The organism is Jeotgalicoccus nanhaiensis (assembly GCF_015235105.1).
GTDB lineage: Bacteria > Bacillota > Bacilli > Staphylococcales > Salinicoccaceae > Jeotgalicoccus > Jeotgalicoccus nanhaiensis.
Genome location: NZ_JADGLW010000010.1, coordinates 50,359 through 75,951 on the forward strand (window position 1 = coordinate 50,359; position 25,593 = coordinate 75,951).

Genomic DNA, 25,593 nt, shown 5'->3' on the forward strand with positions numbered 1-25,593 from the left:
TTGTATTTGGATGGACGCTTGGATGACACTGAAAGAGAAAAAAACAGAAAGTGAACTGCTCGCCGGACTAATCGGTGAAGCTGATGCGGTAGTCGTCGGTATCGGTGCCGGAATGTCAGCAGCTGACGGTTTTACATATATCGGGGAGCGCTTTAAAAATAATTTCCCGGATTTTATCGAAAAATATAACTGGTTTGATATGCTGCAGGCAAGTCTGTATAAGTTTCCGACCTGGGAAGAATACTGGGCGTTTCAAAGCCGTTTTATAGTATTAAATTATTTAGATCAGCCGAGAGGCGAAGCTTATACTGCGCTCAAGAAAATGATTGAGACAAAACCTTATCATGTCATTACGACGAATGCCGATAATGCTTTTTATGCTGCCGGCTATAACATGGATAAAGTACTTTATTATCAGGGTGAATATGCCTTAATGCAATGTTCGCGTTTCTGTCATGATAAAACCTACCGGGATGATGAACTGATACGGAGAATGGCTGAAGAGCAGCAGGATATGAAAATACCATCAGAACTTGTTCCGCACTGTCCAAAGTGCAGTGCACCGCTTGAGAAGAATAAGCGCACCGCAGAAAAAGGGATGGTGGAAGATGAAAAATTTAATGCAGAGCGCGATACTTATAATGCATTTTTAAAAGACCATCAAAAAGGTAAAGTTATGTATCTTGAAATAGGTGTTGGTCATACAACGCCTCAATTTATAAAACATCCATTCTGGCGTCAGACGCGTCAAAATGAAGATGCACTGTTCGTGACAATGAATCAGAAATCTTACAGAATTCCGGAAGCTATTAAAGCACAGACAGTTTTTTTAACAGACGATATTCAAAAGACGATTTTAAATGCCCATAAAAATTAAGAGGTAAGGGTGACTATAATGTATTTAATCGAACCATTCCGCAATGGAGAATATATTACAGACGGTGCTTACGCACTTGCGATGCAGGTTTACGTTCAAAACAATATCTTTTTGGACGAAGGAATTATATTCCCTTATCACTGTGCCCCGAAAGTAGAAATCGGACGCTTCCAGAATGCTGTATCTGAAGTAAATCAGGATTACCTGGAAGAAAATGATATTCTTCTCGTCAGAAGAGATACCGGCGGCGGCGCAATTTTAGTAGATGACGGTGCAGTTAACGTTTGTTTCTTAGTGCCGGAAGACACAGGTGTTTACGGAAATTACAAAAAGATGTATGAACCTGTAATAAAAGCTTTGAATAATCTCGGTGTAAAAAATGTAGAACAGAGCGGCAGAAATGATCTTGTTATAGACGGCAAAAAAGTATCCGGCGGAGCGATGACAATGTCAAACGGCCGGGTGTACGGCGGATTTTCACTCCTGCTCGACATTAACGTTGAAGCAATGGTTGCTGTACTGAACCCTAACCGCAAGAAAATCGAGTCTAAAGGAATCAAATCAGTACAGAGCAGAGTGACAACTCTGCGTGAACATTTGGCGCCTGAATACAAAAATGTGACGACAGATGAATTTAAAGATTTAATTATTAAAGAATTCCTGTCAATCGATGATGTCAAAGATGCAAAACGTTATGAACTTACTGCTGAAGACTGGCATCAAATCGATAAACTTGTTGAAGAAAAGTATAAAAACTGGGACTGGAATTATGGTAAATCTCCGCGTTATTCATATAATAGAGACAGCCGTTTATCGGCAGGAACAGTAGACATTTCTCTCGAAATTGAGGGAGGCAGAATTGATCAATGCTCAATTTTCGGCGACTTTTTCGGACAGGGTGACATTGCAGATGTCGAAGAAGCTCTGAAAGGAACAAGGGTGGTCAGAGAAGACCTGAATGAAAAACTGAACTCACTTGATCTAAATCATTATTTCGGCAAATTGGAAGCATCGGAACTGACGGATTTAATTTTAAGTTAAAGTAAGAATAAATTGTACTGATTCAGGGTATCTTCATTTGTGAGGATACTCTTTTCATTATGAATTATGGTAAACTGATAGAAATGGAGTATGTGTGACAGGAGGGTGTTCAGTGCAGCAGTTATATGCCAAAGTTATCGACGAAGAACAACATCAGGGTGTAACGATTTTAGATAGTCATAATAACGTTGTCGGAGATGTGTTTGCTACAACGATATTAGGCTGTGATGAGAAGAATACTTACGGTTTTCAGCATGTCAGCGGTACTGAGATTTTGCTCGGTCTTCAAAGAAGAAGATTTAAAGACTTAAATGTAGCAAAATATACAGTTGAATATATGGGCAAACGATTTACCTTTAAAGAACGTAAACTTCATAACTTTATGAATTTCAGAGCGGACGGCACTGTACTCGAGACACCTTACGTATTTAAAGATGATAAAGAGGTCACATTAACAATGCACCGTGAAGATAACTTAATCGGCTCGATGAACGACCATAAAATATATGTTGATGACATCTCGGACATTGAAGCGGGTCTCTTGATACTGATGTATTTTATGTTTAAATTATATAAACGGGAAGATTATCATATTGCCCGTATTCTGCACCGCAACTGGTAGCAGATAGTTATAAATTTTGTATAATGAAATTAATTATTTAGCTGAGGAGGCAGTATATGTTAAGAATATTTTGTGTGGCAATTCCAGTCCTGGTGTTACTGCTGCCTCTCTTTATGGATGCATCCGTCGTATGGATTTTAAATATACTTCTGACATCACTTGGAACACTATTCGGGTCTGTTAACTACAGGTATAGAAAAGAAAAACTGTGGCTTTTCGTATTAATATTCAACGTGATTTTATTCTTGTATTACATCTATGCAATGATAAATTTCTTCGTATAAAAAAAGACTTCCTTTTGGAAGTCTTTTTAATTTTGCGGTTCGGTATAGCTGTAGTCATTTAAATCCAGTTCAGTCGGCATACCGTTCAGAAGAAGCGCGACTTCCTTGCCGACAAAAGGACTTGCAGTTAAGCCTGTAGAACCCATACCGTTCACGACAAAAGTATTATTATCGACGTAGCCGATGAAAGGCAGAAAATCCCGGGTGTAAGGTTTTAAACCGACCCCCATTTCAGTAATCTCGACGTCTTCCGGTTTAAAATATTTATATAATTCATCGCGTAAATAGTTATAGCTTTCTTCGGAGGGTTCAGTATCGAAAGAATCAGTATCGATATGGGTCGTTCCGATAACGTACTTATCATTTTCCAGATGCACAATATAGGTTGGTCCGAGTGCCATCACGACAGGAGACTGCTGCACTTGCTGCTTTAACAATTTAAAATGCATAATCTCTGCACGCTGATGGGCAATTTCAGGTTTATATTTCTGCTCTTTCCCCCAGGCACCGGTTGTATAAATTTTAAAAGTATCATCATCAATGCTGTTTTCATAAGACTTCTCTTCCCATCTGCCTCCAAGTCCGATAAAAGCTTCTTTAATAGCAGCAAGCAGTTTTTGTCCTCTGACCTGGCCGCCGCCTTCTACTATTAGAGCGGGATACTCAGTCGTGAGCGCCGGATGCAAAGCAGACAGTTCTTCTTTGGTAAGCTGCCTTACTTGCCCGACATCCGGATTATCAACCGCCTTATCGCTGATTCTTTTCGTTGCCTTGTCAAAAATATTTTCTTTGAACAGACATATAGCACCGCTGTTCTTATATCCTGTCGACATACCGGATTCTTTTTCAAGCGTGCTGATAAAATCCGGATAGTAATGAGCGCTTTTTGTCACAAGCCGGTACCATTTTTTATTGCGGCGCTGGCTGATCCAGGGACAGACAATACCTGCTGATGCGAAGGTAGCCTGGCCTTTATCTTTGCGGTCGTATATCTTTACGCTGTTTCCCATTTTGACGAGATGATAGCCGATTGATGCTCCGGCAAGACCTCCGCCGATAATTGTTATATTCATTAAATCACTCCTGTGTTATGGCTGTTAAAATTATGATATGTTATTTACAGATGAATTAGAGAGAGGCATGTACATGGATAAGTTAGAACTGAATATTTTTGAAAATAAATCTGCCTTAAAAAGCATATCATGGATTCAAATTCTGGCAATGATCGGCACCTTTATATTGTTGTATTTACTTGAAGGACTCGTTATTAAACCGACGGGCAGCGCCCTTGTCGGCAGAGAACAATTTGGCATTGCCGGTGCAGTATTTTTTATTATCGCACTATTTTTTATTATTATCATTGTTCACGAAGCAATCCACGGCCTGTTTTTTAAAATTTTTAATCCGTCAGGAAAAGTAAAATTCGGCTTTAAAGCAGGAATGGCTTATGCGACTTCACCGGGTACTGTGTATACAAGAGGGCAGTTTTTTATCATTATCGTTATGCCTTTTGTAATTCTGACGGCGGTTATGATGACGATGATGTTTCTGCTGCCGAACCCGGCGTATAAATACTATATTGCTCTTCATACAGGCGCCTGTGCAGGGGATTTCTACTATCTATATTTAATTTTAAAACATAAGCATCTGTCTTATGCTGTCGATACCGAAGTAGGCATGAGCCTGTACGAAACTGAGAAACAGACAATTTAAGTGGTAGAACGTGTGTTCGTTATTTGCTATAATGAATTTGGGTGAAGATGATGGAAAAACGAATCATTCATATAGATATGGACGCGTTTTATGCCCAAGTGGAACAGCATGACAATCCTGAACTGAGAGGGAAGCCTGTCATAGTCGGCGGGCGTTCGTTTAATAGAGGTGTTGTCGCGACAGCAAGTTATGAGGCGCGAAAATTCGGTGTGCATTCAGCCATGCCGACCAAAACTGCTCATAAATTGTGCCCGGACGGTATATTTGTCCATCCGCGTTTTGAACGGTATAAAGAGATTTCAGCTCAGATCAGGGAAATATTTTTAAGTTATACAGAATTAATAGAGCCGCTGAGTCTGGATGAAGCATATTTAGATATTACAGAACTCGTCAATAGAGAAACATCTTCAAGAGAAATTGCATTATCTATTCAAAGCGATATTTTTGAAAAGACGGGACTGACTTCAAGCAGCGGAATTTCTTATAATAAGTACCTTGCTAAAATTGCTTCCGGCATGAATAAACCGAAGGCAACCACCGTTATAGATTATAATAACGTGCTCGAGATTCTGCATGTACTCCCCATAGGGAAATTTCCCGGCGTTGGCAAAGTGACCGAAGAGAAAATGCTCGGCATGGGAATCAAAACAGGAAAAGATTTATATGATTTATCTAAAAATGACTTAATACTGAAATTTGGGAAACGCGGTGAAAGTTTATATAATAAGGCACGTGGAATCGGCACAAACGAATTGACAGTGCAGCGTGAAAGAAAATCTGTCGGCAAAGAAACAACATTTAATTACGATAGAAACGACGATGCTGAAATATTAGCTGTACTGGAAGAACTGTCTAAAAAAGTGAGTACAAGACTCGACGACAGACAGCTTGCAGGCAGAGTAGTGACGGTAAAAATAAAAACCGGCGGCTTTGAAGCGCACTCAAGACAAATGATGACGATGGATCCTATATTTAAAAGTGAAGATATATATCATTATGCCTATAGCCTGTACCACGAAGTGAAAGAGCAGGATGTTCCGATACGTTTAATCGGAGTGACCGTTTCAGGAATTGAAGAACGGCTGTACAGAAATATGACCATATATGATTTTATAATGTAGCAACTTTGTTATACTGTTAAATAAGACTAAAAGTAAGAAGGTATAAAAAATGATAGTAAAAACACAGGAAGAATTAGAAAAATTAGAAGAAATCGGGCAAATATGCGGCCGTGTCTTAAAAGCGACTGTAGAATATGCTGAAGTCGGCATGTCGACTAAAGAGCTCGATGACTATGCAGGAAAACTGCTTGAAGAATACGGTGCAAAAAGTGCGCCGATCAGCGAGTATGACTTCCCCGGGTACACATGTATCAGTGTCAACGAAGAAGTTGCTCACGGAATTCCCGGCCCGCGAAAAATTAAAGACGGAGACATTGTTAACGTCGACGTATCAGCAGTAAAAGACGGTTATTATTCAGATACAGGAATTTCATTTATCGCTGGAGAAAATGAAGATCCGTTAAAACAGAAAGTCATCGATGTGACTGAAATGGCATTCGAAGAAGCACTGAAGAAAATTAAACCGGGTGCAAAAGTGAGTCAAATTGGCCGTGCAGTATTTAACACAGCACGCCAGAACGGACTGACTGTTATTAAAAATTTAACAGGTCACGGAGTAGGCAAAAGTCTGCACGACCAGCCGCAGCATATTATGAATTATTACGATCCGACGGACAGAACAATCTTAAAAGAAGGAATGGTTATTGCGGTAGAGCCGTTTATTTCTTCAAAAGCAACGATTGTGACAGACGGTAAGAATGACTGGGCCTTTGAAACAAAAGACGGCAGCTACGTTGCACAAAAAGAACACACAATTATGGTAACGAGCGACGGCCCGAAACTGCTGACTAAAATAGAAGACTGATTTTAAATGAAAAACCCTGTGCATCCATTGGATGTACAGGGTTTTTGGTGTGCGTGTGGATTTTTTGTGTGATGCGTAACAATGAGCGACGCTCATTGATTAGGTAAAATTTATCAACTATTAAACATAAAGAAAAACGGTACTGAATGCGAAAACGATTAATGTAAATAAGACGATTGGAATACCTGCTTTTATTGCCTTTTCTTTGGGATCCAAATTTTTATTATTTACAAAAAGTTCAATTGATAAAGTCATAAAGCTGAGTATTAAAGTAAGTGCGAAATGTGTCCCGACATTCTCTTTAAACCCATCCGTCATGGAAATTGAATTGATGAGAAACGTTCCGAGTATTATTATTGTTAAAAAGTATTTAGTGATAAAATCATCTTTTGGTGCTTTTTTCATGATTATGCCCCTTTAGTTTTATTATCAGTTTAGCAATATAAATTCTAACATTATTCCTGATAAAGAAAATAATCAACATCAGCGGACACCTTCACAAAATCCGCGACGTCGGCCGACAAGAAGGTTCATACTAAAATAACAAAAAACCGGACCCTCAAATGGGTCCGGCTTCAGAAAAATATATTATTTTGCTTTGTCGTAGCCGTTTATAACAAGATCAACTTTCCCTGTTTCAGGGTCGATAATCATGCCGTGCACAGGTACTGTTTTAGCCATCAATGGATGGTTCTTAACGTTATCGACTGTTTCTCTGACGCTTTCTTCGACGCTGTCGAATCCTTTAAGCCAGTCAGAGACTTCGATACCTGAGTATTCGAGTGTTTCGAAGACTTCATCAGTGATACCGCGGTTTTTCATTTCTTCAATAACGGGTTCCGGCTGGAGTGCCCCAAAGCCGCAGTCATGGTGTCCCATGATGTAGACTTCGTCCACGCCCAGTGCGTAAACTGCAACGAGCAGGCTGCGCATCGTACTTCCGTAAGGATGTGATACAACGGCACCGGCATTTTTAATTTGTTTGATGTCGCCATTTTTTAAGCCCAATGCTTTAATCGACAGCTCAGATAATCTCGTATCCATACAAGTTAAAAAAACTGCTTTTTTGTTTGGTGTCTTATCGGTTTTAAAAGCTTTGAATTCTTCATTTTTAACGAAAGCTTCATTTGCTTCGAGTAAATCTTCCAATAAAGTCATTTTAAACTGACACTTCCTCTTCATTACTTTGTGTTTGCTGTTCTTTCTCTATAGTGCGCTTGTATAAAATCGAGTTAATTTGCGCACCCAGAATTATTATAACACCAGTAATGTACAACCAGAAAATTAAAATGATTACACCGGCGATTGAACCGTATGTTGCTGAATAGTTACTGAAGTTAGATACGTAGAAACTGAATCCCCATGATGCAACGAGGAAAGCAACTGTCGTAAAGATCGTGCCCGGGATAACCGACTTAATTTTCAATTTAATATTTGGAGCAGTAATGTACATGATAAGGAATACAATGAATACGAGCAGTACTGGTAAAATACTTCTGACTAAGTTCCATACCAATGAGAACTGGTCGTCGAGTCCGATAACGCCGAACATTAAGTTACCGATTTGTTCACCGAATACGATGAGTACAAATGTCAGTATTACTGATAATGATAAAATAACTGTAAAGAATACTGACAATAATTTTGCTTTTACAAAGTTGCGGCTGTCTTCGACGTCATACGCGACGTTAAAGGCATTCATCAGTGCAGTCATACCGTTTGATGCTGACCACAGCGTTAAAATTAAACCGATTGATAAAATACCGCCGCCGGAGTTGCTTAACACGTCGGTAATAATACCTTCCAGCAGTCCTGAAATTTCTGAAGGTGCATAATCCTGGATAAATCCTGTAATAAGATCCGGTTCAATTCTGAACAGCGGAACGATTGATAACAGGAAAATCAAGAGCGGGAATATCGCCAGCAGGAAATAGTATGCAAGCTGTGCGGCCATCCCTGTTGTGTTGTCATGTGAAAACCTGAATAACAGCCGTTTGAAAAATCCCGCATCTTCTTTTAACTTGGCTGGTTTATTAATTTTAGAAACATACAGATGTTCATCCGGTTTTTTTGCATCTTTTGATTTAAAATTAGTCTTATCGACAAAGACATCGTTATTTTTATTTTCTTTCTCTTTTTCTTCTTTAATCTGATTCAGCAGATTGGATGATGTTTCATTTTTAGACATAACTTCACCTCACCTAAAACAAAAGGACTATAGTATCATAGTCCTGTTTATTTTTAATTTAGTTTTTTCTCTCTTTTAGCCTGGAAAGTATCCTTAGCATCCATAACCGCACGTTCAAGTTCCGGATTGTTGCGGCGGATTTCTTCTATAGTATCTTTCCAGAATAAAATTTCATCTTTAATCATTTCCACTTTAGATGGTTCACCTGACGGTTCGTTGAAACGCTGTTTAAGATCATCAGGATTCGTTGCGTAATGTTTAATACTCTTAGTATTTGAAACTACGGAATCGCGCGTGCCTTTATCGATTAATGCAATTAATCCGCCGACAGCGGCTCCAATTACTATAGCTGGTACTAGTTTGTTTTTCATAACTGATTCTCCTTTAGTTAGCTTTCTATTAAATATAACCTATATTTACTAAGTATAAACTTTTTAGTCTAAGAAATTAAGCAGAATAACAGAGAAAGCATTTTTTCTGTAATCTTGTAAGATAATATATATTTTTCTTATATTTTGTTAAGATAGTTTATAAGGAATGGAAAGGGGATCATCATGGATAAAGAACAGATTTTAAATGATATTGTAGAAAAGTTAAACGTCGTAAATAAAGGTGTTTTTAAATCTGAAGATTACAGCGATGAAAAAATTAGCGAATTAAATGATATTAAAGAAATGCTGGACTCGCGCCGCCAGATTTCAGCAGGCGAACAGTCAGCTATCATTGAAGAATTGTCAAAAATGAGAAAGCAGTGATTATATGATGAATATTGAAGACAAATTATATAAATATGCAGAGCTGCTCGTCGATGTAGGAATTAATATTACTGATGGCAAAAGATTATATATCAGAGCGACGGCCGATGCACTTCCGCTTGTCAGACTTGTTACGAAAATCGCTTATGAAAGAGGCTCAAAAGAAGTTAAGGTCTCTCTTTCAGACGATACTATTGCAAGGCTGAATGCGACTTACCGCACCGAAGAGGAACTCGCAGTTATACACGATTTCCAAGTTGCGGAGCGCATGTACTACAGCGATGAAAAAGCAGGTTTTCTGAGTATTATATCAAGCTCTCCTGAATTGCTTAAAGACGTATCGCCGAAAAAACTGCAGGCAATGCAGGTAGCAAACGGTCAGGCATTTAAAGAATTTTCGAGCCGCACCCAGAGTGATTTTCATTCGTGGTGTGTTGCGGGGTACCCGTCGGTCGAATGGGCACGCTTGGTTTACCCCGAACTTTCGGATGATGATGCTGTAAATGCGCTGCTCGAGTTAATACTTTACACAGTGCGTGCAGATGTCAGCAATCCGGTTGAAGCATGGATTGAGCATGATAAAACTCTTCACAGCAAAGTGGACTATTTAAATGATAAGCAGTTCACGGCTCTGCGTTATGAAGCGCCGGGAACCGATTTAACAATCGGATTGCCTGAAAATCACTTATGGGCAGGAGCGTCGAGTACGGATTCAAACGGTGATTCGTTTATGGCAAACATGCCGACAGAAGAAGTTTTTACCGCGCCTGACAAAAATCGTGTAAACGGCTATGTATCTAATACTCTGCCGCTAAGCCATGGCGGTAATATTATCGATGACTTTAAACTGACATTTAAAGACGGTGAAGTGGTTGAATACACAGCTGAAAAAGGCTACGAGATTCTGAAAAATATTATCAGCACGGATGCCGGTGCGAAACGTCTTGGGGAAGTGGCGCTTGTGCCATTTGATTCGCCTATTTCAAACAAAGGAATTTTATTTTATAATACATTGTTCGATGAAAATGCATCCTGTCATATCGCTCTCGGCAGTGCGTACGCGTTCTCGCTGCAGGGCGGTAAAGAAATGTCGCGTGAAGAATTGGACAGAGCCGGTTTAAACGATTCTATTACTCATGTAGACTTTATGATTGGTTCTGAAAAACTGAACATTTATGGTGTAGACAAGGATGGAAATGAAACGCCGGTCTTCATCGAAGGCAACTGGGCATTTTAAAAAATAAGGCTACAATTCACGTGGAAATATGATACAATTTAACTAATTGATATTTTGGAAAATCTCTTGAGGAGGATCTTTTATGGGAAGCTGGCTAATGCTTTTAGTCGTATTATCTTTTATGTTTGCAATTCTCGGTTTTTCAGCTGTGCTTTATTACTTCCTGGCACAAGCATTCCACAGTAAAGATGCACTTGTGATTGATACACCGGAAGAAGCGCTTGAGCGCAAAATATAAGAACTTTACTTAGAGGGGATGCAAATCTCCTCTATTTTTATTCACAAAGGGGATATTTAAATGAAAAAATTAATGTCTGAATCATATGCAGTGAAAACTGCCAACGTACTGCCGCCGGACTCCAACTCGCACGGCACTCTTTTTGGCGGCAGGCTGCTGCAGTATGTAGATGATATTGCGGCAATCAGTGCACGTCGCCACTCGAGGGCAGCGGTAGTGACTGCTTCTATTGATTCGATGGATTTTCTGCTGCCGATTAATATTGGAGAAATCGTTATACTTGAAGCTATGGTTACCCATACCGGACGAAGTTCGATGGAAGTCATGGTTAAAATATCAAAAGAAGATTTAACGAGAGAGTCAGGCAGAGAACTCGCTGCTTTTTCGTTTTTAACATTTGTAGCACTTGATGAAAACAACAAAACTATTGAGGTGCCGAAAATCGAGCCCGATAACGAACGTCTGCAATGGCTGAACGATACAGGTAAAGAACGTGCGGAACGCCGTCTGGAAAGAAAAGAGCACAGTAAATCACTGAGCAACTTTTTCGCATCTGATTTATTGGAGTGAGCTTAATGAAAATTAAACGCATTGTAAAACTGAAGCGGGAAATGTACGATGTTTTATTCGATGACGGACAGTCTATAAAAGTGCATGAGGAATCGCTTGTGCGCTATGTACTGATACCGGGAAAAGAGCTGGAAGAAGAAGAATTTAACGAGATTGTTCAAAATATCCAGTACGATCAGGCTTATGTTGCTGCGATTAAATATATCAGTTATAAAATCCGTTCCAACAAAGAAATGACTGATTATCTCAGTGAGGATTATGAAACGGAGATTGTCAGACAGACAATTTATCGTCTGCAGGACGAAGGTTACCTCAACGATGAAAATTATGCACGGTCCTTAAGAAATACGCTCTTAAATACGACTGACAAAGGGCCGGGCCATCTTCTGAGAGAGCTTAAAAAACATCATATTCCAGAAGACATCATCGTGCAGGAAACTGAATCTTTTGATGAAATGGTCGACAGTGAACGCATGAATAAATTAAAGAATAAATTCCTTCGCACTCACAGAGGCTCATATACTCAGTTTAAACAGAAACTGCGGGAAAAATTGACACTCCGCGGTTATAGCGGTCATCATTTTGAATTGATAAATTTTGATGATGATTACGATGAAGATGCTTATTTTGAGAAAGATTTTGAAAAATATTATAATAAGTATCAGAAAAAAGAAAGCGGATTTAAACTTAAGCAGAAAATGATTGCTGCTTTGATGGGCAAAGGGTATTCTTATGATAAAATCAGTGAAAAGTTAGGCGGAATAAACGATGGATGAATCTTTAAGTAAAATGACTCGCAAAGAGTTAAATCATTATATTCAAACTAAACGCGAAGCGATGAGACGTGCAGAAATGATGGGCGTTGAAAACGAATACCGCGTGCTGGAACGCCAAGTAATTATTGCGGAATGCTATCTGATTGATTTGTCTCAAATTGAGAATGGTAAAATTTATAAAGTAATCAGCCAGGAAGATCATTATTTTAAAGTGGAGTATATGAAAGGAATATTTGTCTGGGGCTTTTTCGTGAATGGTGATGAGAAAGAATCAGCTATTCCGGTCAGTATGCTGCAGCTTCCTAAACAGGTCAGATAATGAAAAATAAAATTTTGTTAAAAGGGCTGGATTTGTCTTACAGCAAAGAAGCGAAAGATTTTAAAAAGCGTATGCTTGGCAGAGCCGGACCGATACATCTTAAAAATATTAATATTCATTTATATGAAGGCGAAGTACTCGGCCTCTTAAGCGATACCGAAACTTTGTACTATATTAAAGAAGTGCTGTCCGGCACTTTGACTCCGACTGCAGGAAAAGTTAAAACTCACGGTGGTATTTTAAGTCTCGATGTGATGGATCACATTAATAATCCATTCAGCCTGGATTCTTTTATCGAAGAATTGCTCGTAGAATATAAAAGCGGAAAAGAATTAGGAAAGACTATTGAACTGTTGCATAACAAACCTGTAATCCGTAATAACCTGAGTAAGAAGCTGAAGGAATTAAGCCGGAAGCAGCTGGCGCATATTCTGCTGGAAATATCCGGGCTGATTGATGTTGAAATAATTATTTATACTAACTTTCATGAACATCTTGAGGATGTAGATAAGTTCCGCAGTATTGTGAATATGCATGAACAAAACGGCAGAGGTGTGCTGCTTTTAGAAACTTCGCTGGAACCGATAGAAAAGATGGCAAATTATTTTACCTGGGTCAGCTACGGACAGATTCGTTTTGAGGGCAGCGTGGAAAAAGGTGTAGAAATTTACAACAAGTATCTGCGTGATAAAAGCATGGTCAAAAATATAGAACAGGAATCCTTATTTGATCTTGAATGGAAAAGGCATGTTTATGAAGATGCGAGCTACAGTGAAAACTTTAAACGTCTCGGTAAACAGCAGGTTTCTGTGCTCGACAATATCAACATCCGAAAAATCATTATCACGCTCGTATTGGTCTTCATTATGGTGCTGTCAGCACTCGTGATATTTATGAATATTTCATTTATAGGAGAGTCGCCCACCTTCACAGAAGAACAGCAGAATTTAAATGAAGATGTAACATCAGAAAGATTATCATATGCATTCGTTGACAGAGACGGTCTTGAAATGGACGGGACGATGCTGCCGCAATATACACTCCTTGAAGTGACTGCTGCTGACGAAGAAAATTATACTGTGAAATACAGAGATTCTGAAAAAACAGTGACACGTGATGAAGTGCTGTACTTTAACCCGGCAAGTCTGTATACAGAAGAAGATTTTATGACCCTGCTTGAGTATACAAGTCCGGTAATTCAGAATAATTATCTGTTTTATTCAAATTACTTAAATGGCGAACGGGAATTCCTGGAACAAAATATTACATTTGATGTTCTTGATGAAAATCACGGCAGTGTGGCAGGTATTCCGATTACTTACCATTTCAGCGGAGATACAGTATTCTCCATGGAATTTGAAGGTGCTGAAAATAATACCATTACAGAAGATTTAAATCTGTCAGGCGAAGTTACTATTTTCAGAGTAGATGAAGGATTTATGATTTATGACAGCGTTCAAAATAACTGGAATTATTTGAGAAGGTAGGTGCGCGGATATGAATTACAGAGTCAGATACTTGCTTAGACGCGTATTCAGGCAGGCCGACAGATTTACTTTATTAAACTTGTCGCCTGTGCTTATTTACATTGCGGGCTTGATACTTCTTTTTATCGGCTTTATGACGATGGAAGACAGTACTATGGTCCGGGTTCTCTACGGAACGGTAGGTTTTATGGCTGCAGTGTGGATCTTCAGCATGGTAATTCTGAATAAAAATGAAGCATACGTTAAAGATTCCATTTTAAAAGTAAATTATATACCGCTGTATTTAAGAATATTGCCGACTATGATTTACCAGACGATTATGTTTATGATTTTTATTACTATGTACAGTGCTTTTACAGCGCTTTTTGTTGATAACTGGATGATGAATATATACTCGCTGCTGTATTATATCCTTCTCGGTGTGATTCTGGTCATACCTTTTACAATGCTATTTTTAGGCGTGTCGATGCACATCAATACAAATAAAATAAATCCTGTGCTTTTTGTTATCGTCCTGCTTATCGTGCCGGTATTTTATCTGCCGGAACAGCTGCCTTCCGCGGTTGAAAATATTTTCAGTCTTAATCCATTTTATTATGTGATTAACGGACTCCAGAATAATGCCATTCATCAGGCATGGACTGTTAACCGTCTGCCCTTTGATGTGCTTTACGTCACTCAGATGGCTATCTTATATCTTTGGATGTTCGAAGCATATAACAAAATGAAAATTCAATTATACAATGAAAAAAACAGCATGCCTGAATTCTAGGCATGCTGTCATTTAATTATTGGCTAATTTCTGCTGCAGCTTAGTTTCTGAGTATACCCACCCGGTATAGCTCGACTGCACTTCGTAATCGTCTTTGTCGAGATGCATAATACAAACGAAAGGATAATGTCCGTCTTTTAAATATCTGAGATCGATATATCTGACTTCCACTGTATCATTGCTGATTTCTTTAATTTCATATCTGTATATTGAAGAGAAGAAGGTAAATGATATAAAGTTTTTATCATCTTTAACCGCTTCAAATAATTCCCCTTCAAGCGGACCGATTTTTTCAAAACGGTCATAAAACACCACCTGGCCTTTAAAAGTACGGCCGACATAGTATGCTTTTTCTGCAACGACGACGACGCGCCATTCATTGAAGCGGATAGTCGGCAGACAGAAGACACGGGTAATTTCATCATCCGGCAGCCGTTCTTTAATTTTATTAACTAAATACCTCTGATAGATAAACCGTACAATATAATAAAGAATCATCACAGCGTATAATACAACGAACAGTGTGACAGGGTTAAAACCGGAGAACCACAGTATAAAGTATAGGATATGCATGACTATTATTGGAATATCGATGGTATTTATAAAGCCGAGCTGCAGCCATGTATGATTAAACGGCCGGAGAGCCTGGGTGCCGTAGGCGTTAAAAATATCCGAAAATACATGGAGAGAGACGGCAAACAGCGACCATAAGTACATATTGATAAAGGGAAGACCGAAAAATACGCTGCTTAATACAGCGAGGGTCAGCGGCCAGATAAGCACAGTAAACGGGAGAGAGTGAGTAATCCCCCGGTGATTTTTAATATATACAGCATTATTTTTCATTTTTAGGACAGTGTCGAGGTCGGGAATCAGTGATGCGCCGACAGCGGTCGTAATAAATCCGGCAGACACAGGATCTACTGAAGGATCGATATGGGCCAGACCGACAATCGTACCGCCCATTAAGGTATGTGTTAATGTATCCATAATGTCACTCCGTTTCAATACGGCATTTTATTTATAAATATATTTTAAAAGGTGAGTTTTTAAATGTTTAAAAGACCGGTATTTAATAATACATTACTTAATTGGTATCACGCAAATAAAAGGGAACTGCCGTGGCGCGAGACTTCCGATCCTTTTAAAATCTGGCTGAGCGAAGTTATGCTTCAGCAGACTCAAGTCATTACTGTAATACCCTATTATGAGAAATTTATAACAAAATATGAGAGTCTCGATGCTCTGGCAGAAGCAGACGAGCAGGATCTTCTGAAGGATTGGGAAGGGCTCGGCTACTACAACAGAATCCGAAACTTTCAGCATGCAGTGCAGGAAGTGCAGGAAAAATATGATTCAAAAGTGCCGGATTGTCCTGAAGAATTTTTTAAATTGAAAGGTGTCGGGCCGTACATCGGCGGAGCAGTGCAAAGCATCGCATTTAACAATGCTCTTGCCGCTGTCGACGGCAACGTGCTCCGTGTTATGTCGAGGCTGAACCGCGATGGACGGGATATGACTAAAGCAAGTGTACAGAAAGATGTTAAACATTTTATAGAAAAAGATATGCCTCTTGAAGCAGGAGATTTTAATCAGGCGCTGATGGAACTCGGAGCGACTATTTGTACGCCGCGTACGCCTAAATGTGTCATCTGCCCGGTAAAGGACCACTGCGAAGCGCTGAAAGCAAACGAAGTCATGCAGTATCCGCTGAAAAAGAAAAAGAAAGCGAAGCAGGAGTATTATTATAATGTCTATTTTATTTTGAATGATAAAGACGAAATTCTTTTAATCAAGCAGGAAGATGATTTATTAAAAGGTATGTATGAACTGCCGAGATTCGATGTGGATACGTCTTTAGAGTCAATTGAAGAGAAATATAATATTCATCTCAGTCAGCCGGGAGCACCGGTGGGCAGTCATAAGCATGTGTTTACACATAAAATCTGGTACATGGAAGGCTACATTGTTTATACAGTGAATGATAATGAAAACTTTATCCCCTTGAAAGATGTGAAAAAACTTCCAATGAGTGTTGCAATGCAGAAAATGGTTAACTTAATTAGTACAGTACCGGATTCCGAACTGTAAATTTTTAAAACGCATGATGCTGTGCTATACTGTTTACGTAAATAATAAAGGTGGTGGCAGTATTATGGTGATGGAATCCATCCCGGCAGAGGGAAGCAAAATGAGGATTCAAAGCTATAAACATGATGGTAAAATCCACCGGGTATGGAGTGAAACGACGATTCTGAAAGGAACGGATCACGTCGTTATTGGTGGAAATAACCGTACACTTGTAACAGAAAGTGACGGGCGTAAATGGGTGACAAGAGAACCCGCTATCGTTTATTTTCACAAAGATTTCTGGTTTAATGTTATCTGCATGTTCAGAGATGACGGTGTCTATTATTACTGCAACTTATCCTCACCATATGCCTGCGATGATGAAGCGATTAAGTATATCGACTACGATTTGGATATAAAAGTATATCCGGACGGCAAATATCATCTGCTTGATGAAGATGAATACAAAGTGCACCGCAGCAAGATGAATTATCCAGAAAGTATCGACGAGATATTAAAACACCAGGTCGATGAACTCCAGCAGTGGATAGAACATAAAAAAGGACCATTCGCTCCAGATTTTATAAAGGTATGGCACCATCGTTTTAATAATGAACATTAACCAATCGGCATATCGTTGATTGGTTTTACTAATTTAATGGAGGCACACTCATAGATGATCAGACGTTATATGCAATTCGTTAAGCCGTATTACGGTATTATCGGTTTAACGATTTTAATCGGTGTACTGAAATTTGGTATCCCGCTCCTTATTCCTTTACTCGTCGCCTATGCAATCGACAGCATTATTCTTGCTGACGGTCTGGCGTACGATGAACGCATTTCGATGCTTATACAGATACTTCTTGTTTTTGCAGTTGTATTTGTAGTTGTAAGACCCCCGGTAGAATTCTTCAGACAATATTTAGCCCAGCGCACGAGCAACAAAATACTTTACGATATCAGAAAAAAATTATACGGGCACCTGCAGATGCTGAGTGCGAAATTTTACTCCAATAATAAAGTCGGGGAAGTTATCTCACGTGTAATTAATGATGTTGAGCAGACAAAAGACTTTATAATGACCGGCCTGATGAACGTCTGGCTGGACCTTGTTACAATTATTATCGCCTTGATTATTATGTTCAACTTAAATGTAGAACTCGCATTTGCATCAATTTTAATTTTCCCGTTTTACATTTTCGGTGTTTGGTTCTTTTTCGGACGCTTAAGAGCGAAGACACGTAACCGTTCGCAGGCACTTGCGGAAGTCCAGGGTTTTCTGCATGAAAGAGTGCAGGGAATTAACGTTGTAAAAAGCTTTGCAATAGAAACTCATGAAGAAGAAAGATTTGATAAAACAAATAATAATTTCCTGACAAAAGCGCTGGATCATTCACGCTGGACAGCCTACAGCTTTATGGTAGTTAATACGATTACCGATATCGGCCCGCTGATTGTTATCGGCTACGGTACTTTGCTTGTGCTGAATGAAAACTTAACAGTCGGTGTACTGGCAGCATTTGTCGCATATTTAGAACGGTTATACGGTCCGCTCCGCAGACTAGTATCATCATCGACATCGCTGACACAGAGTATCGCATCGATGGACCGTGTATTCGGACTCTTTGATGTCCCTTACGACGTAAAAGACAAAGAAGACGCTGAACCGATTAAAGAAGTTAAAGGTCATATAGAAATCGACAATGTATCATTTAAATATGATGAAAATGATAATGATATCCTGAAAAATATTAACCTGGATATTCCTGTAGGTCAGACTGTCGCATTTGTCGGGATGAGCGGGGGAGGAAAATCATCGCTTGTGTCGCTAATCCCAAGATTTTATGATGTCACAGCAGGCAGCATTAAAATCGACGGTCAGGATATAAGAGATGTTACTGTCCGTTCTTTAAGAGACAATCTCGGTATTGTTATGCAGGATAACATATTATTTTCGGACTCTATAAAAGAAAATATCCTCCTTGCCAAACCGGATTCAACAGATGAAGAAGTGCTGCTGGCTGCACAGCGTGCCAATGCGCATGAATTCATTATGAATCTCGAAGACGGCTATGAAACAACGGTCGGCGAGCGCGGTGTTAAATTGTCCGGCGGACAGAAACAGCGTATCGCAATCGCACGGGTATTTCTTAAAAATCCGCCTATTCTCATTCTGGACGAAGCAACAAGTGCACTGGATCTTGAAAGTGAAAGTATCATTCAGGATACTTTAGATCAGCTGTCATCCGACAGAACTACCCTGGTTGTTGCCCACAGACTGTCGACCGTTACTCATGCTGATAAAATTGTAGTCATTGAAAACGGACAGATTTCTGAAATGGGTACACATACTGAATTGATGGCGAAAAACGGCGCATACAGGAACTTATACGATATTCAGGGACTGTAAAGGACTGATTCTTATATGACTTATTTAAATATAGATTTTTTAAGCGACAATACTCTCGAAGCTGCCAAACAGCTGCTCGGGGTTGAAATTGTTACAGAAATAGACGGAGAGATAACGAGCGGCTATATTACTGAAGTTGAAGCTTACCTTGGTTTAAATGATAGAGCAGCACATACTTTCAGCGGCAAAGTTACAAAAAAGAATGCCATGATGTTTGAACCGTACGGACATATATATGTCTATACTATGCATGGTCACAACTGTATGAACTTTGTCACGACGACAGATCGTCCGGAAGGAATACTGATTCGAGGAATTGAACCGCACCGCGGCATCGACGTAATGAAAAAGAGACGCGGCAAAGAGAAGGATTTAACTGCGGGTCCCGGAAAACTGACGAAGGCACTCGGTATTACAAGAGCTGAACATAATGGTGCAAAGATCAACGGAGAGATACTTCACGTGCTTGAAGGCCAAAAACCTGCAGCAATAGAAGAAACTAAGCGCATCGGTATTGATAATAAAGAAGAAGCTGTCGATTATTTATACCGGTATATCGTTAAAGGCAATCCAAATGTGAGCAGATTCAAAGGAAAAGCTGATATGAATAATGGATGGCAATAAAAAAACTGCGGAGATAGTCTCCGCAGTTTTTTTATATATCTAAAGTTTCATCCTGTATATCAATTTTGTTTTTATCTGTATGATAGCTGAAGAAACTGTTGGCCAGTCTGTCCACACGATCAATCGCGCGGGAGTATTCATGCATTGAAGTAATAATCTCCAGTATATTCTCATACTGAAGTTTATCATCTTCATCCGTGAGCTGTGAATAGTCGGTGAGGAAATGAGTCATTAAACTCATGTCAAAGTAGTTTGCACCTTCGACGTAAAGCTCGGAAGTTTCAGGTTTAATTTTTTCAGTAAACTTCATGAACACTTGCTCATGATAGGCCATCATTTCATCCATTTCAATACGGATATGATATTTTAAATCATCAGACAGATGATTGTAATCATTTTCGTAGCGATTAATCCGTTTCAGCAGATTGTAGGCCTGTCTCGTTGAAGCAATTAAATGTTTGAACAAAACTTTGCGTCTGTGATCGCTAAATCGCTGTTTCTTAAGAAGATTGCGTTCCTCCTTATACCAGGAATACATCGTTTCTAGTTTGGTTACCCGTTTTTGCAGCTGTTCGAGGTCTTTTTTAACATTCTGTGATTCAGTAACCGAATTAAGTTCAAGACGCATCCATTTGAAAATATCATTAGCGATATTAAAACAATTATGATACATCTTGGTTTCGTAACGCGGCGGTATAAAGACCAGATTTACAAGAAGCGATACGAGAACACCAAGCATTACAAGAGAGAAACGCGTACCTGCTGTAACGAGGAAATCTGTTGTGCCCAGCTCTGCGCCGAAAGGCACATCCATTATTGCAACAACAGTGATGACTGCAAGTGTAGATACACTTTGTAATTTAAAGAATAAAAGCATTGCAAGTACTAAAATTACAGTCAGTCCAATAATCAGTACATTACTGCCGAAAAGCAGCACCATAACAATTGCAGACATTGCCCCGATGGTATTACCTCTGAATTGGTTCCAGGTCGTTTCTAGAGACCTGTATACATTAGGCTGCAGTGCATTGACGGCAGCTATTCCGGCAATAAGCGCCGGTGTTAAGCCAATTTGATTTGTAATTAAAAAAGTTAATACAACGGCTATACCCGTTTTTAATACTCTAGCACCAAAACGCATGGCACCAACTCCTAAAGGTCATTTTTGAACACATCTTCAACTATAGCAAGTGTATCATCAATATCTTTATCCGTGTGTTCCGTTGTTAAGAACCATGCTTCGTATTTAGAAGGCGCGATGTTGATCCCCCGGCTGATGAGTCCTCTGAAGAATTTCGCGAAAATTTCCCCGTCGCTTTCCTCAGCCTGTTTATAGTTTGTAACAATTTCATCAGTAAAGTAAATCGTCAGCGCACCGACTAAACGGTTGATTTTCGCTGTAATATTATATTTATCGATTAAATCATTGAGACCATCTTCGAGTTTTGCACCCAGTCTGTCAAGTTCGTCATAGACTCCGGGATGCTCAAGCACTTCAAGACAGGCGATTCCCGCTGCCATTGACAGAGGGTTACCTGCCATTGTCCCGGCCTGGTATGCAGGACCAAGGGGCGCAACATTTTCCATAATATCAAGTCTGCCGCCGTAGGCGCCAATTGGAGTGCCGCCGCCGATAATTTTGCCCATGGCAGTTAGGTCGGGTGTGACTCCGACTATGTCAGAAGCAGAACCGTAACTGAAGCGGAAGGCTGTAATAACCTCATCGTAAATAACGAGAGAACCGTTTTCGTGTGCAATATCATTTACCGCCTGCAGAAATCCTTCTTCAGGTTCAACAATGCCGAAGTTGCCGACGATAGGTTCAACAAGTACCGCTGCAATTTCATCACCGAAGTGGCTGACAGCTGTTTTAAAATCTTCAATATTATTAAAAGGCACGGTAATTACATCCTGTGCAACACTTTTCGGTACGCCGGCAGAATCCGGTGTGCCAAGCTGGGATGGGCCGCTGCCTGCAGCGACAAGTACAAGATCCGAATGACCATGGTAACAGCCTTCAAATTTAATAACTTTATTGCGCCCGGTATAAGCACGTGCAACACGGATAGTCGTCATAACTGCTTCTGTTCCGGAGTTGACGAAGCGGACACGTTCCAGAGAAGGAATCGCTTTTTGGAGTTTACGTGCAAAATCTATCTCGAGCTGAGTAGAGGTTCCGTAAAGAATACCTTTACTTGACTGCTCGGTAATTGCTTCGTGGATTCTCGGGTGAGCATGGCCTGTAATAATCGGGCCGTACGCAGCAAGATAATCGATATATTTGTTGCCGTCGACATCGAAGAAGTAGGGACCTTCAGCTCTTTCCATAACCAGCGGCGCACCGCCTCCTACCGCCTTGTAAGATCTTGATGGTGAGTTGACGCCGCCTAAGATGACTTCTTCAGCGTCGATTTGCAGTTTCTTTGAATTCGTATGATTATACATAATTTCATCCTTACTTTTCGTCAGTTTTATTCATTCAATATAATACCATACATCGGAGAAATATTTAAGGAAGTAGAATGGTTTAAAGTATCCGGAGGAAAGGGTATTATAGAGTTATAGACGAATTAATGATGAAAAGGATGACTTATAAATGGAAAAATTTCCGAAGTTTGAACTAGAAAATCAGAATGGCGAAATCGTATCTAATGATTCATTAAAAGGACGGACAGTAATTTATTTTTACCCAAAAGATAATACACCTGGATGTACTACTCAGGCGTGTGATATGAGAGACAGCATGGCGGACTTGAATGAACTCGGTGTGACTGTATACGGAGTAAGCGGTGACAGCAGGAAGAAACACCAGAATTTTATAGAAAAGCACGGCTTAAATTTTGATCTTCTTGTCGATGAGGATTTTAAATTATCTTCTGAGCTTGGAGTGTACGGACCGAAGAAAGCATTCGGCAAGGAATTTGACGGTATTACCCGTACCACGTTCGTAGTAGACGAAGATTCAAACATTCTGAAACGTTTCGATAAAGTAAAAGCATCCGAACACGCAGAAGAACTGAAGAAATTTCTCAAAGAGGGGTAGACAGCATGAAGATTACTTCAACGGTTAAATTAAAAGAAGAGATGATTGAAAAAATAGGTAAAGAACATAGTTATTTATATGTAGAAAAAGAAAATATGACAGATGAAATAAAAGCTGGAACTGAAGTTTTCGTTACATACGGCGGTGATTTGACTGACGGTGAAGCGGAAAAATTTGAGAATTTGATTTGGGTCCACGTTATGAGTGCGGGAATTGATGAAATTCCAAAAGACATTTTTGATAAAGCGTTCGTCACAAATTCAACGGGTATTCATAAAATACCGATGACGGAATTTGCGGTTGGTATGCTCCTGCAATATTATAAGAAGTTTAACCAGCTGCAGGAAGCTCAAAATAAAAATGAATGGATTAACTATTCACTTTCAGAGGAATTACATGGAAAAGAAGCTCATATTCTCGGAACAGGGAGTATTGGCAGTCATCTTGCGAAAGCACTGCAGGTTTTCGGGGTGCGTACAGCTGGATATAATACAAACGGCCGCTCTATAGAAGGCTTTGATCAGACTTATCCAATCAGTGAACTGAATTCACAGATCGGCAGTGCCGATATCATGATTAATATTTTGCCGAGCACACCGAGTACAACGAACTTTCTTCAGACAGAGACATTTAAGGTTATGAAAGATGAAGCGGTATTTTTAAACATCGGCAGAGGAACTGTAATGACAGACGAAGTGCTGCTTGAAGTGCTGGAAGAGAAATACATTGCGCATGTTTTATCAGATGTATTTAATGAAGAACCGCTGCCGGCAGACAGCCCGCTGTATACTTTTAATAATTTGACTATTACTCCGCATTGCTCAGCGAAAACCCGCATGTATAATGTCAGAGCGTTTGAGATATTCAAATATAATCTCGAGCATATAAATGATAAGTCAAAAATGAAGAATGTTATAGATTATTATAAAGGTTATTAATAATAGTTTGACAATGATTTTACATTCAAAGTACAATGTATATATTAGGTATATATAAATAGAAGGAAGGATCAGTCATATGAAGATGATAGATACTCATCATGACCATTTCACAGAGTCTCTTGAGGCGCTTAAAGAAACAGGTGTGAGAATTACACCTCAAAGAAAAGCAGTCCTCAATTATCTTGTTGAAAGTGAAGTGCATCCGACTGCCGATGATATATTTCAAGCTCTGTCCAGCGACTTTCCGAATATGAGCGTCGCGACAGTTTATAATAACTTAAAATTATTTAAACAGACGGGTCTGGTTAAAGAACTGACTTACGGGGATTCATCGAGCAGATTCGATTTTAACTCAGTACCGCACTATCATATCATCTGCAGCGAATGCGGTAAGATTACGGATTTTCAATATCCGGCATTAGAAGAAGTAGAGCATCTTGCAGGTTTAGTTACAGACTACGAAGTCAGTCATCACCGTTTGGAAATATACGGTGTCTGTCCTGAATGCAGCAAAAATGAAGAAAGTGCTTCGCGCAGATAAAACCAGTTTCTTCTATATAAAGGATGTAAAAAGAACATCAATAAAAAATCCCGGTGCGAGACGCACCGGGATTTTTTATTTAATCTTTACCGTTTTCTTTATTGCGTATCTCTTCAATCTTTTTCTCTCTGCGGTGTTTAACATTATAATCAGTAGTGAACGCTTCGCCTTCAAGTTCCTGATCTAATGTTAAAGGCTCTTTACAATGCTGGCAGTAATCAACTCTGCCGAGAATCTTCGTATGACGTTCGCAGTTCGGACATTGGACAGTAACTGTGCGTGTACTGATCATACCGACCCAGAAATAGATAACGAAACTGAGCATAATAGGCAGTGTTCCCAAAACAAGGAAAATCATCATTGCCCATGGAGTTTCACGAAAGAATATACCCAGGTACATTACAGCCATACCTATGAATATCATAGCAAGAGCCCAGCCGCGTATACGCATTATTTTATTGCCGGGTTTTCTCATTTATGTCACCTCTAAAATTATTCTATACTTTCTCAAGCTTATATGATAGTATATATCAAGTATTCATTTTGCGTATTTAACACTTCGTTACGAAGTTGTAACATTTCTAAACAATATGTTAAATTAATTTAGAAAATAGTGTTGACGAAACAAAAGATACTTGATATGATATAAAAGTCGTCAAAACACGACGCATACAAAAATATCTTTACAAAACAACTTTGAAAAAAGCTGTTGCGTCTGTAATCGAGACGTGGTATGATATGAAAGTCGTCAAAACACAGCTCAACAAAAACTTAACAAACGCTTTAGATTAGTTATTGCATTTGAAACTTGAATGTGTTAAGATAGAAAAGTCGTTTCAAACACGACGTAACAAAAACTTAACAGAAACTTAAAAAAGCTGTTGCATCTGAAAAACAGACATGTTAAGATAATTGAGCAGTCAACGAGATTGACGCAAACAACACAAAACTTTACACAAAGAACATTGAAAACTGAATGACAATATGTCAACGTTTAATTCCGAATAAAAAAGTCTTCTATTAACTAGGAGCACACATTGAGGCGACCAATTGAAACGCAAACGAGATACTGTCAGCAGTATCAACAGAGCTTAAGTTTAAGTTCTCCAATCATGGAGAGTTTGATCCTGGCTCAGGATGAACGCTGGCGGCGTGC

30 protein-coding genes are annotated in these 25,593 nt (G+C 39.3%); 21 read left to right on the plus strand and 9 right to left on the minus strand.

Annotated elements, in window-relative coordinates; all coding sequences use genetic code 11:
• The first annotated feature begins 10 nt into the window (after positions 1-10).
• From IR135_RS10775 to IR135_RS10785, 3 genes are all read left to right on the plus strand, one after another.
• Entirely contained in the window at positions 11-877 is an 867-nt protein-coding gene (locus IR135_RS10775; protein WP_135099282.1) for an SIR2 family NAD-dependent protein deacylase, read from the plus strand.
• An 18-nt stretch (positions 878-895) separates the two neighbouring features.
• Positions 896-1,918: a lipoate--protein ligase gene (locus IR135_RS10780; protein WP_135099284.1), complete on the plus strand. Its 1,023-nt coding sequence runs from the start codon at positions 896-898 to the stop codon at positions 1,916-1,918.
• Positions 1,919-2,030: 112 nt separating this feature from the next.
• On the plus strand, positions 2,031-2,540 hold the full coding sequence (locus IR135_RS10785) for a hypothetical protein (RefSeq protein ID WP_135099286.1): 510 nt from the start codon (positions 2,031-2,033) through the stop codon (positions 2,538-2,540).
• Positions 2,541-2,850: 310 nt separating this feature from the next.
• Here the strand turns inward: IR135_RS10785 and IR135_RS10790 are convergent, their stop codons facing one another.
• On the minus strand, positions 2,851-3,897 hold the full coding sequence (locus IR135_RS10790) for an NAD(P)/FAD-dependent oxidoreductase (protein WP_135099288.1): 1,047 nt from the start codon (positions 3,895-3,897) through the stop codon (positions 2,851-2,853).
• 73 nt (positions 3,898-3,970) lie between these two features.
• Here IR135_RS10790 and IR135_RS10795 point away from each other — a divergent pair, with 73 nt between their 5' ends.
• Genes IR135_RS10795 through map form a run of 3 tightly spaced genes read left to right on the plus strand, consistent with a single transcriptional unit; the run spans position 3,971 to position 6,463 of the window.
• On the plus strand, positions 3,971-4,537 hold the full coding sequence (locus IR135_RS10795) for a DUF3267 domain-containing protein (RefSeq protein ID WP_135099290.1): 567 nt from the start codon (positions 3,971-3,973) through the stop codon (positions 4,535-4,537).
• A gap of 47 nt (positions 4,538-4,584) precedes the next feature.
• Entirely contained in the window at positions 4,585-5,658 is a 1,074-nt protein-coding gene (dinB, locus tag IR135_RS10800) for a DNA polymerase IV (protein ID WP_115885483.1), read from the plus strand.
• Positions 5,659-5,707: 49 nt separating this feature from the next.
• Entirely contained in the window at positions 5,708-6,463 is a 756-nt protein-coding gene (map, locus tag IR135_RS10805) for a type I methionyl aminopeptidase (protein ID WP_135099292.1), read from the plus strand.
• A 120-nt stretch (positions 6,464-6,583) separates the two neighbouring features.
• On the opposite strand, the gene IR135_RS10810 is transcribed toward map, so the two are convergent.
• The 4 genes from IR135_RS10810 to IR135_RS10825 all read right to left on the minus strand — a co-directional run bounded on the left by IR135_RS10810 (position 6,584) and on the right by IR135_RS10825 (position 9,022).
• Entirely contained in the window at positions 6,584-6,868 is a 285-nt protein-coding gene (locus tag IR135_RS10810; protein ID WP_135099294.1) for a hypothetical protein, read from the minus strand.
• A gap of 183 nt (positions 6,869-7,051) precedes the next feature.
• Positions 7,052-7,621: a beta-class carbonic anhydrase gene (locus IR135_RS10815; protein WP_135099296.1), complete on the minus strand. Its 570-nt coding sequence runs from the start codon at positions 7,619-7,621 to the stop codon at positions 7,052-7,054.
• Position 7,622: 1 nt separating this feature from the next.
• The gene (locus IR135_RS10820) at positions 7,623-8,651 is read right to left on the minus strand and encodes a YihY/virulence factor BrkB family protein (RefSeq protein ID WP_135099298.1); all 1,029 of its coding nucleotides are present in this window, start codon (positions 8,649-8,651) and stop codon (positions 7,623-7,625) included.
• A gap of 53 nt (positions 8,652-8,704) precedes the next feature.
• Positions 8,705-9,022: a YtxH domain-containing protein gene (locus IR135_RS10825; protein ID WP_115885487.1), complete on the minus strand. Its 318-nt coding sequence runs from the start codon at positions 9,020-9,022 to the stop codon at positions 8,705-8,707.
• Between the two features lie 183 nt (positions 9,023-9,205).
• Between IR135_RS10825 and IR135_RS10830 the strand changes: the two genes are divergently transcribed.
• From IR135_RS10830 to IR135_RS10865, 8 genes are all read left to right on the plus strand, one after another.
• The gene (locus tag IR135_RS10830) at positions 9,206-9,406 is read left to right on the plus strand and encodes a DUF1128 family protein (protein ID WP_115885488.1); all 201 of its coding nucleotides are present in this window, start codon (positions 9,206-9,208) and stop codon (positions 9,404-9,406) included.
• A gap of 4 nt (positions 9,407-9,410) precedes the next feature.
• Positions 9,411-10,643, plus strand: coding sequence for an aminopeptidase (locus tag IR135_RS10835; protein ID WP_167753413.1), 1,233 nt, complete (start codon positions 9,411-9,413; stop codon positions 10,641-10,643).
• A gap of 82 nt (positions 10,644-10,725) precedes the next feature.
• A complete protein-coding gene (locus IR135_RS10840; RefSeq protein ID WP_162842324.1) occupies positions 10,726-10,881 on the plus strand; it encodes a hypothetical protein in 156 nt (51 codons plus the stop codon).
• 60 nt (positions 10,882-10,941) lie between these two features.
• Positions 10,942-11,451: an acyl-CoA thioesterase gene (locus IR135_RS10845; RefSeq protein ID WP_135099300.1), complete on the plus strand. Its 510-nt coding sequence runs from the start codon at positions 10,942-10,944 to the stop codon at positions 11,449-11,451.
• 5 nt (positions 11,452-11,456) lie between these two features.
• The gene (locus IR135_RS10850) at positions 11,457-12,227 is read left to right on the plus strand and encodes a RecX family transcriptional regulator (RefSeq protein WP_135099302.1); all 771 of its coding nucleotides are present in this window, start codon (positions 11,457-11,459) and stop codon (positions 12,225-12,227) included.
• The gene (locus IR135_RS10855) at positions 12,220-12,546 is read left to right on the plus strand and encodes a DUF1811 family protein (RefSeq protein WP_115885491.1); all 327 of its coding nucleotides are present in this window, start codon (positions 12,220-12,222) and stop codon (positions 12,544-12,546) included. The genes IR135_RS10850 and IR135_RS10855 overlap by 8 nt, the downstream gene beginning before the upstream one ends.
• Positions 12,546-14,033, plus strand: a complete 1,488-nt coding sequence (locus IR135_RS10860) for a hypothetical protein (protein WP_135099304.1) — start codon at positions 12,546-12,548, stop codon at positions 14,031-14,033. The genes IR135_RS10855 and IR135_RS10860 overlap by 1 nt, the downstream gene beginning before the upstream one ends.
• 10 nt (positions 14,034-14,043) lie before the next feature.
• Complete coding sequence (locus IR135_RS10865) at positions 14,044-14,805, plus strand: ABC transporter permease (protein WP_135099306.1); 762 nt, start codon at positions 14,044-14,046, stop codon at positions 14,803-14,805.
• 12 nt (positions 14,806-14,817) lie between these two features.
• Here the strand turns inward: IR135_RS10865 and IR135_RS10870 are convergent, their stop codons facing one another.
• Positions 14,818-15,795 carry a metal-dependent hydrolase gene (locus tag IR135_RS10870; protein ID WP_135099308.1) on the minus strand — a complete coding sequence of 326 codons (978 nt, stop codon included), beginning with the start codon at positions 15,793-15,795 and terminating at the stop codon, positions 14,818-14,820.
• A 63-nt stretch (positions 15,796-15,858) separates the two neighbouring features.
• Here IR135_RS10870 and mutY point away from each other — a divergent pair, with 63 nt between their 5' ends.
• The 4 genes from mutY (at position 15,859) to IR135_RS10890 (ending at position 19,912) form a co-directional block, all read left to right on the plus strand.
• A complete protein-coding gene (gene mutY / locus IR135_RS10875) occupies positions 15,859-16,896 on the plus strand; it encodes an A/G-specific adenine glycosylase (protein WP_135099310.1) in 1,038 nt (345 codons plus the stop codon).
• Between the two features lie 64 nt (positions 16,897-16,960).
• Positions 16,961-17,497 (plus strand): DUF402 domain-containing protein, encoded by a 537-nt coding sequence (locus IR135_RS10880; protein ID WP_135099312.1) that lies wholly within the window; start codon positions 16,961-16,963, stop codon positions 17,495-17,497.
• Positions 17,498-17,551: 54 nt separating this feature from the next.
• On the plus strand, positions 17,552-19,288 hold the full coding sequence (locus IR135_RS10885; protein ID WP_135099314.1) for an ABC transporter ATP-binding protein: 1,737 nt from the start codon (positions 17,552-17,554) through the stop codon (positions 19,286-19,288).
• A gap of 15 nt (positions 19,289-19,303) precedes the next feature.
• Complete coding sequence (locus tag IR135_RS10890) at positions 19,304-19,912, plus strand: DNA-3-methyladenine glycosylase (RefSeq protein WP_115885498.1); 609 nt, start codon at positions 19,304-19,306, stop codon at positions 19,910-19,912.
• 31 nt (positions 19,913-19,943) lie between these two features.
• On the opposite strand, the gene IR135_RS10895 is transcribed toward IR135_RS10890, so the two are convergent.
• Both IR135_RS10895 and IR135_RS10900 read right to left on the minus strand, forming a co-directional pair.
• Complete coding sequence (locus IR135_RS10895) at positions 19,944-21,053, minus strand: FUSC family protein (protein WP_135099316.1); 1,110 nt, start codon at positions 21,051-21,053, stop codon at positions 19,944-19,946.
• A gap of 11 nt (positions 21,054-21,064) precedes the next feature.
• Positions 21,065-22,357 (minus strand): glutamate-1-semialdehyde 2,1-aminomutase, encoded by a 1,293-nt coding sequence (locus tag IR135_RS10900; RefSeq protein ID WP_135099318.1) that lies wholly within the window; start codon positions 22,355-22,357, stop codon positions 21,065-21,067.
• Positions 22,358-22,508: 151 nt separating this feature from the next.
• On the opposite strand from IR135_RS10900, the gene bcp reads away from it, so the two are divergent.
• The 3 genes from bcp to perR all read left to right on the plus strand — a co-directional run bounded on the left by bcp (position 22,509) and on the right by perR (position 24,437).
• Entirely contained in the window at positions 22,509-22,955 is a 447-nt protein-coding gene (gene bcp, locus IR135_RS10905; RefSeq protein WP_135099320.1) for a thioredoxin-dependent thiol peroxidase, read from the plus strand.
• 5 nt (positions 22,956-22,960) lie between these two features.
• Positions 22,961-23,893, plus strand: coding sequence for a D-2-hydroxyacid dehydrogenase (locus IR135_RS10910; protein ID WP_135099322.1), 933 nt, complete (start codon positions 22,961-22,963; stop codon positions 23,891-23,893).
• Positions 23,894-23,978: 85 nt separating this feature from the next.
• A complete protein-coding gene (gene perR / locus IR135_RS10915) occupies positions 23,979-24,437 on the plus strand; it encodes a peroxide-responsive transcriptional repressor PerR (RefSeq protein WP_415708208.1) in 459 nt (152 codons plus the stop codon).
• A gap of 79 nt (positions 24,438-24,516) precedes the next feature.
• On the opposite strand, the gene IR135_RS10920 is transcribed toward perR, so the two are convergent.
• Entirely contained in the window at positions 24,517-24,912 is a 396-nt protein-coding gene (locus IR135_RS10920) for a DUF2614 family zinc ribbon-containing protein (RefSeq protein ID WP_135099324.1), read from the minus strand.
• Positions 24,913-25,593: the final 681 nt, after the last annotated feature.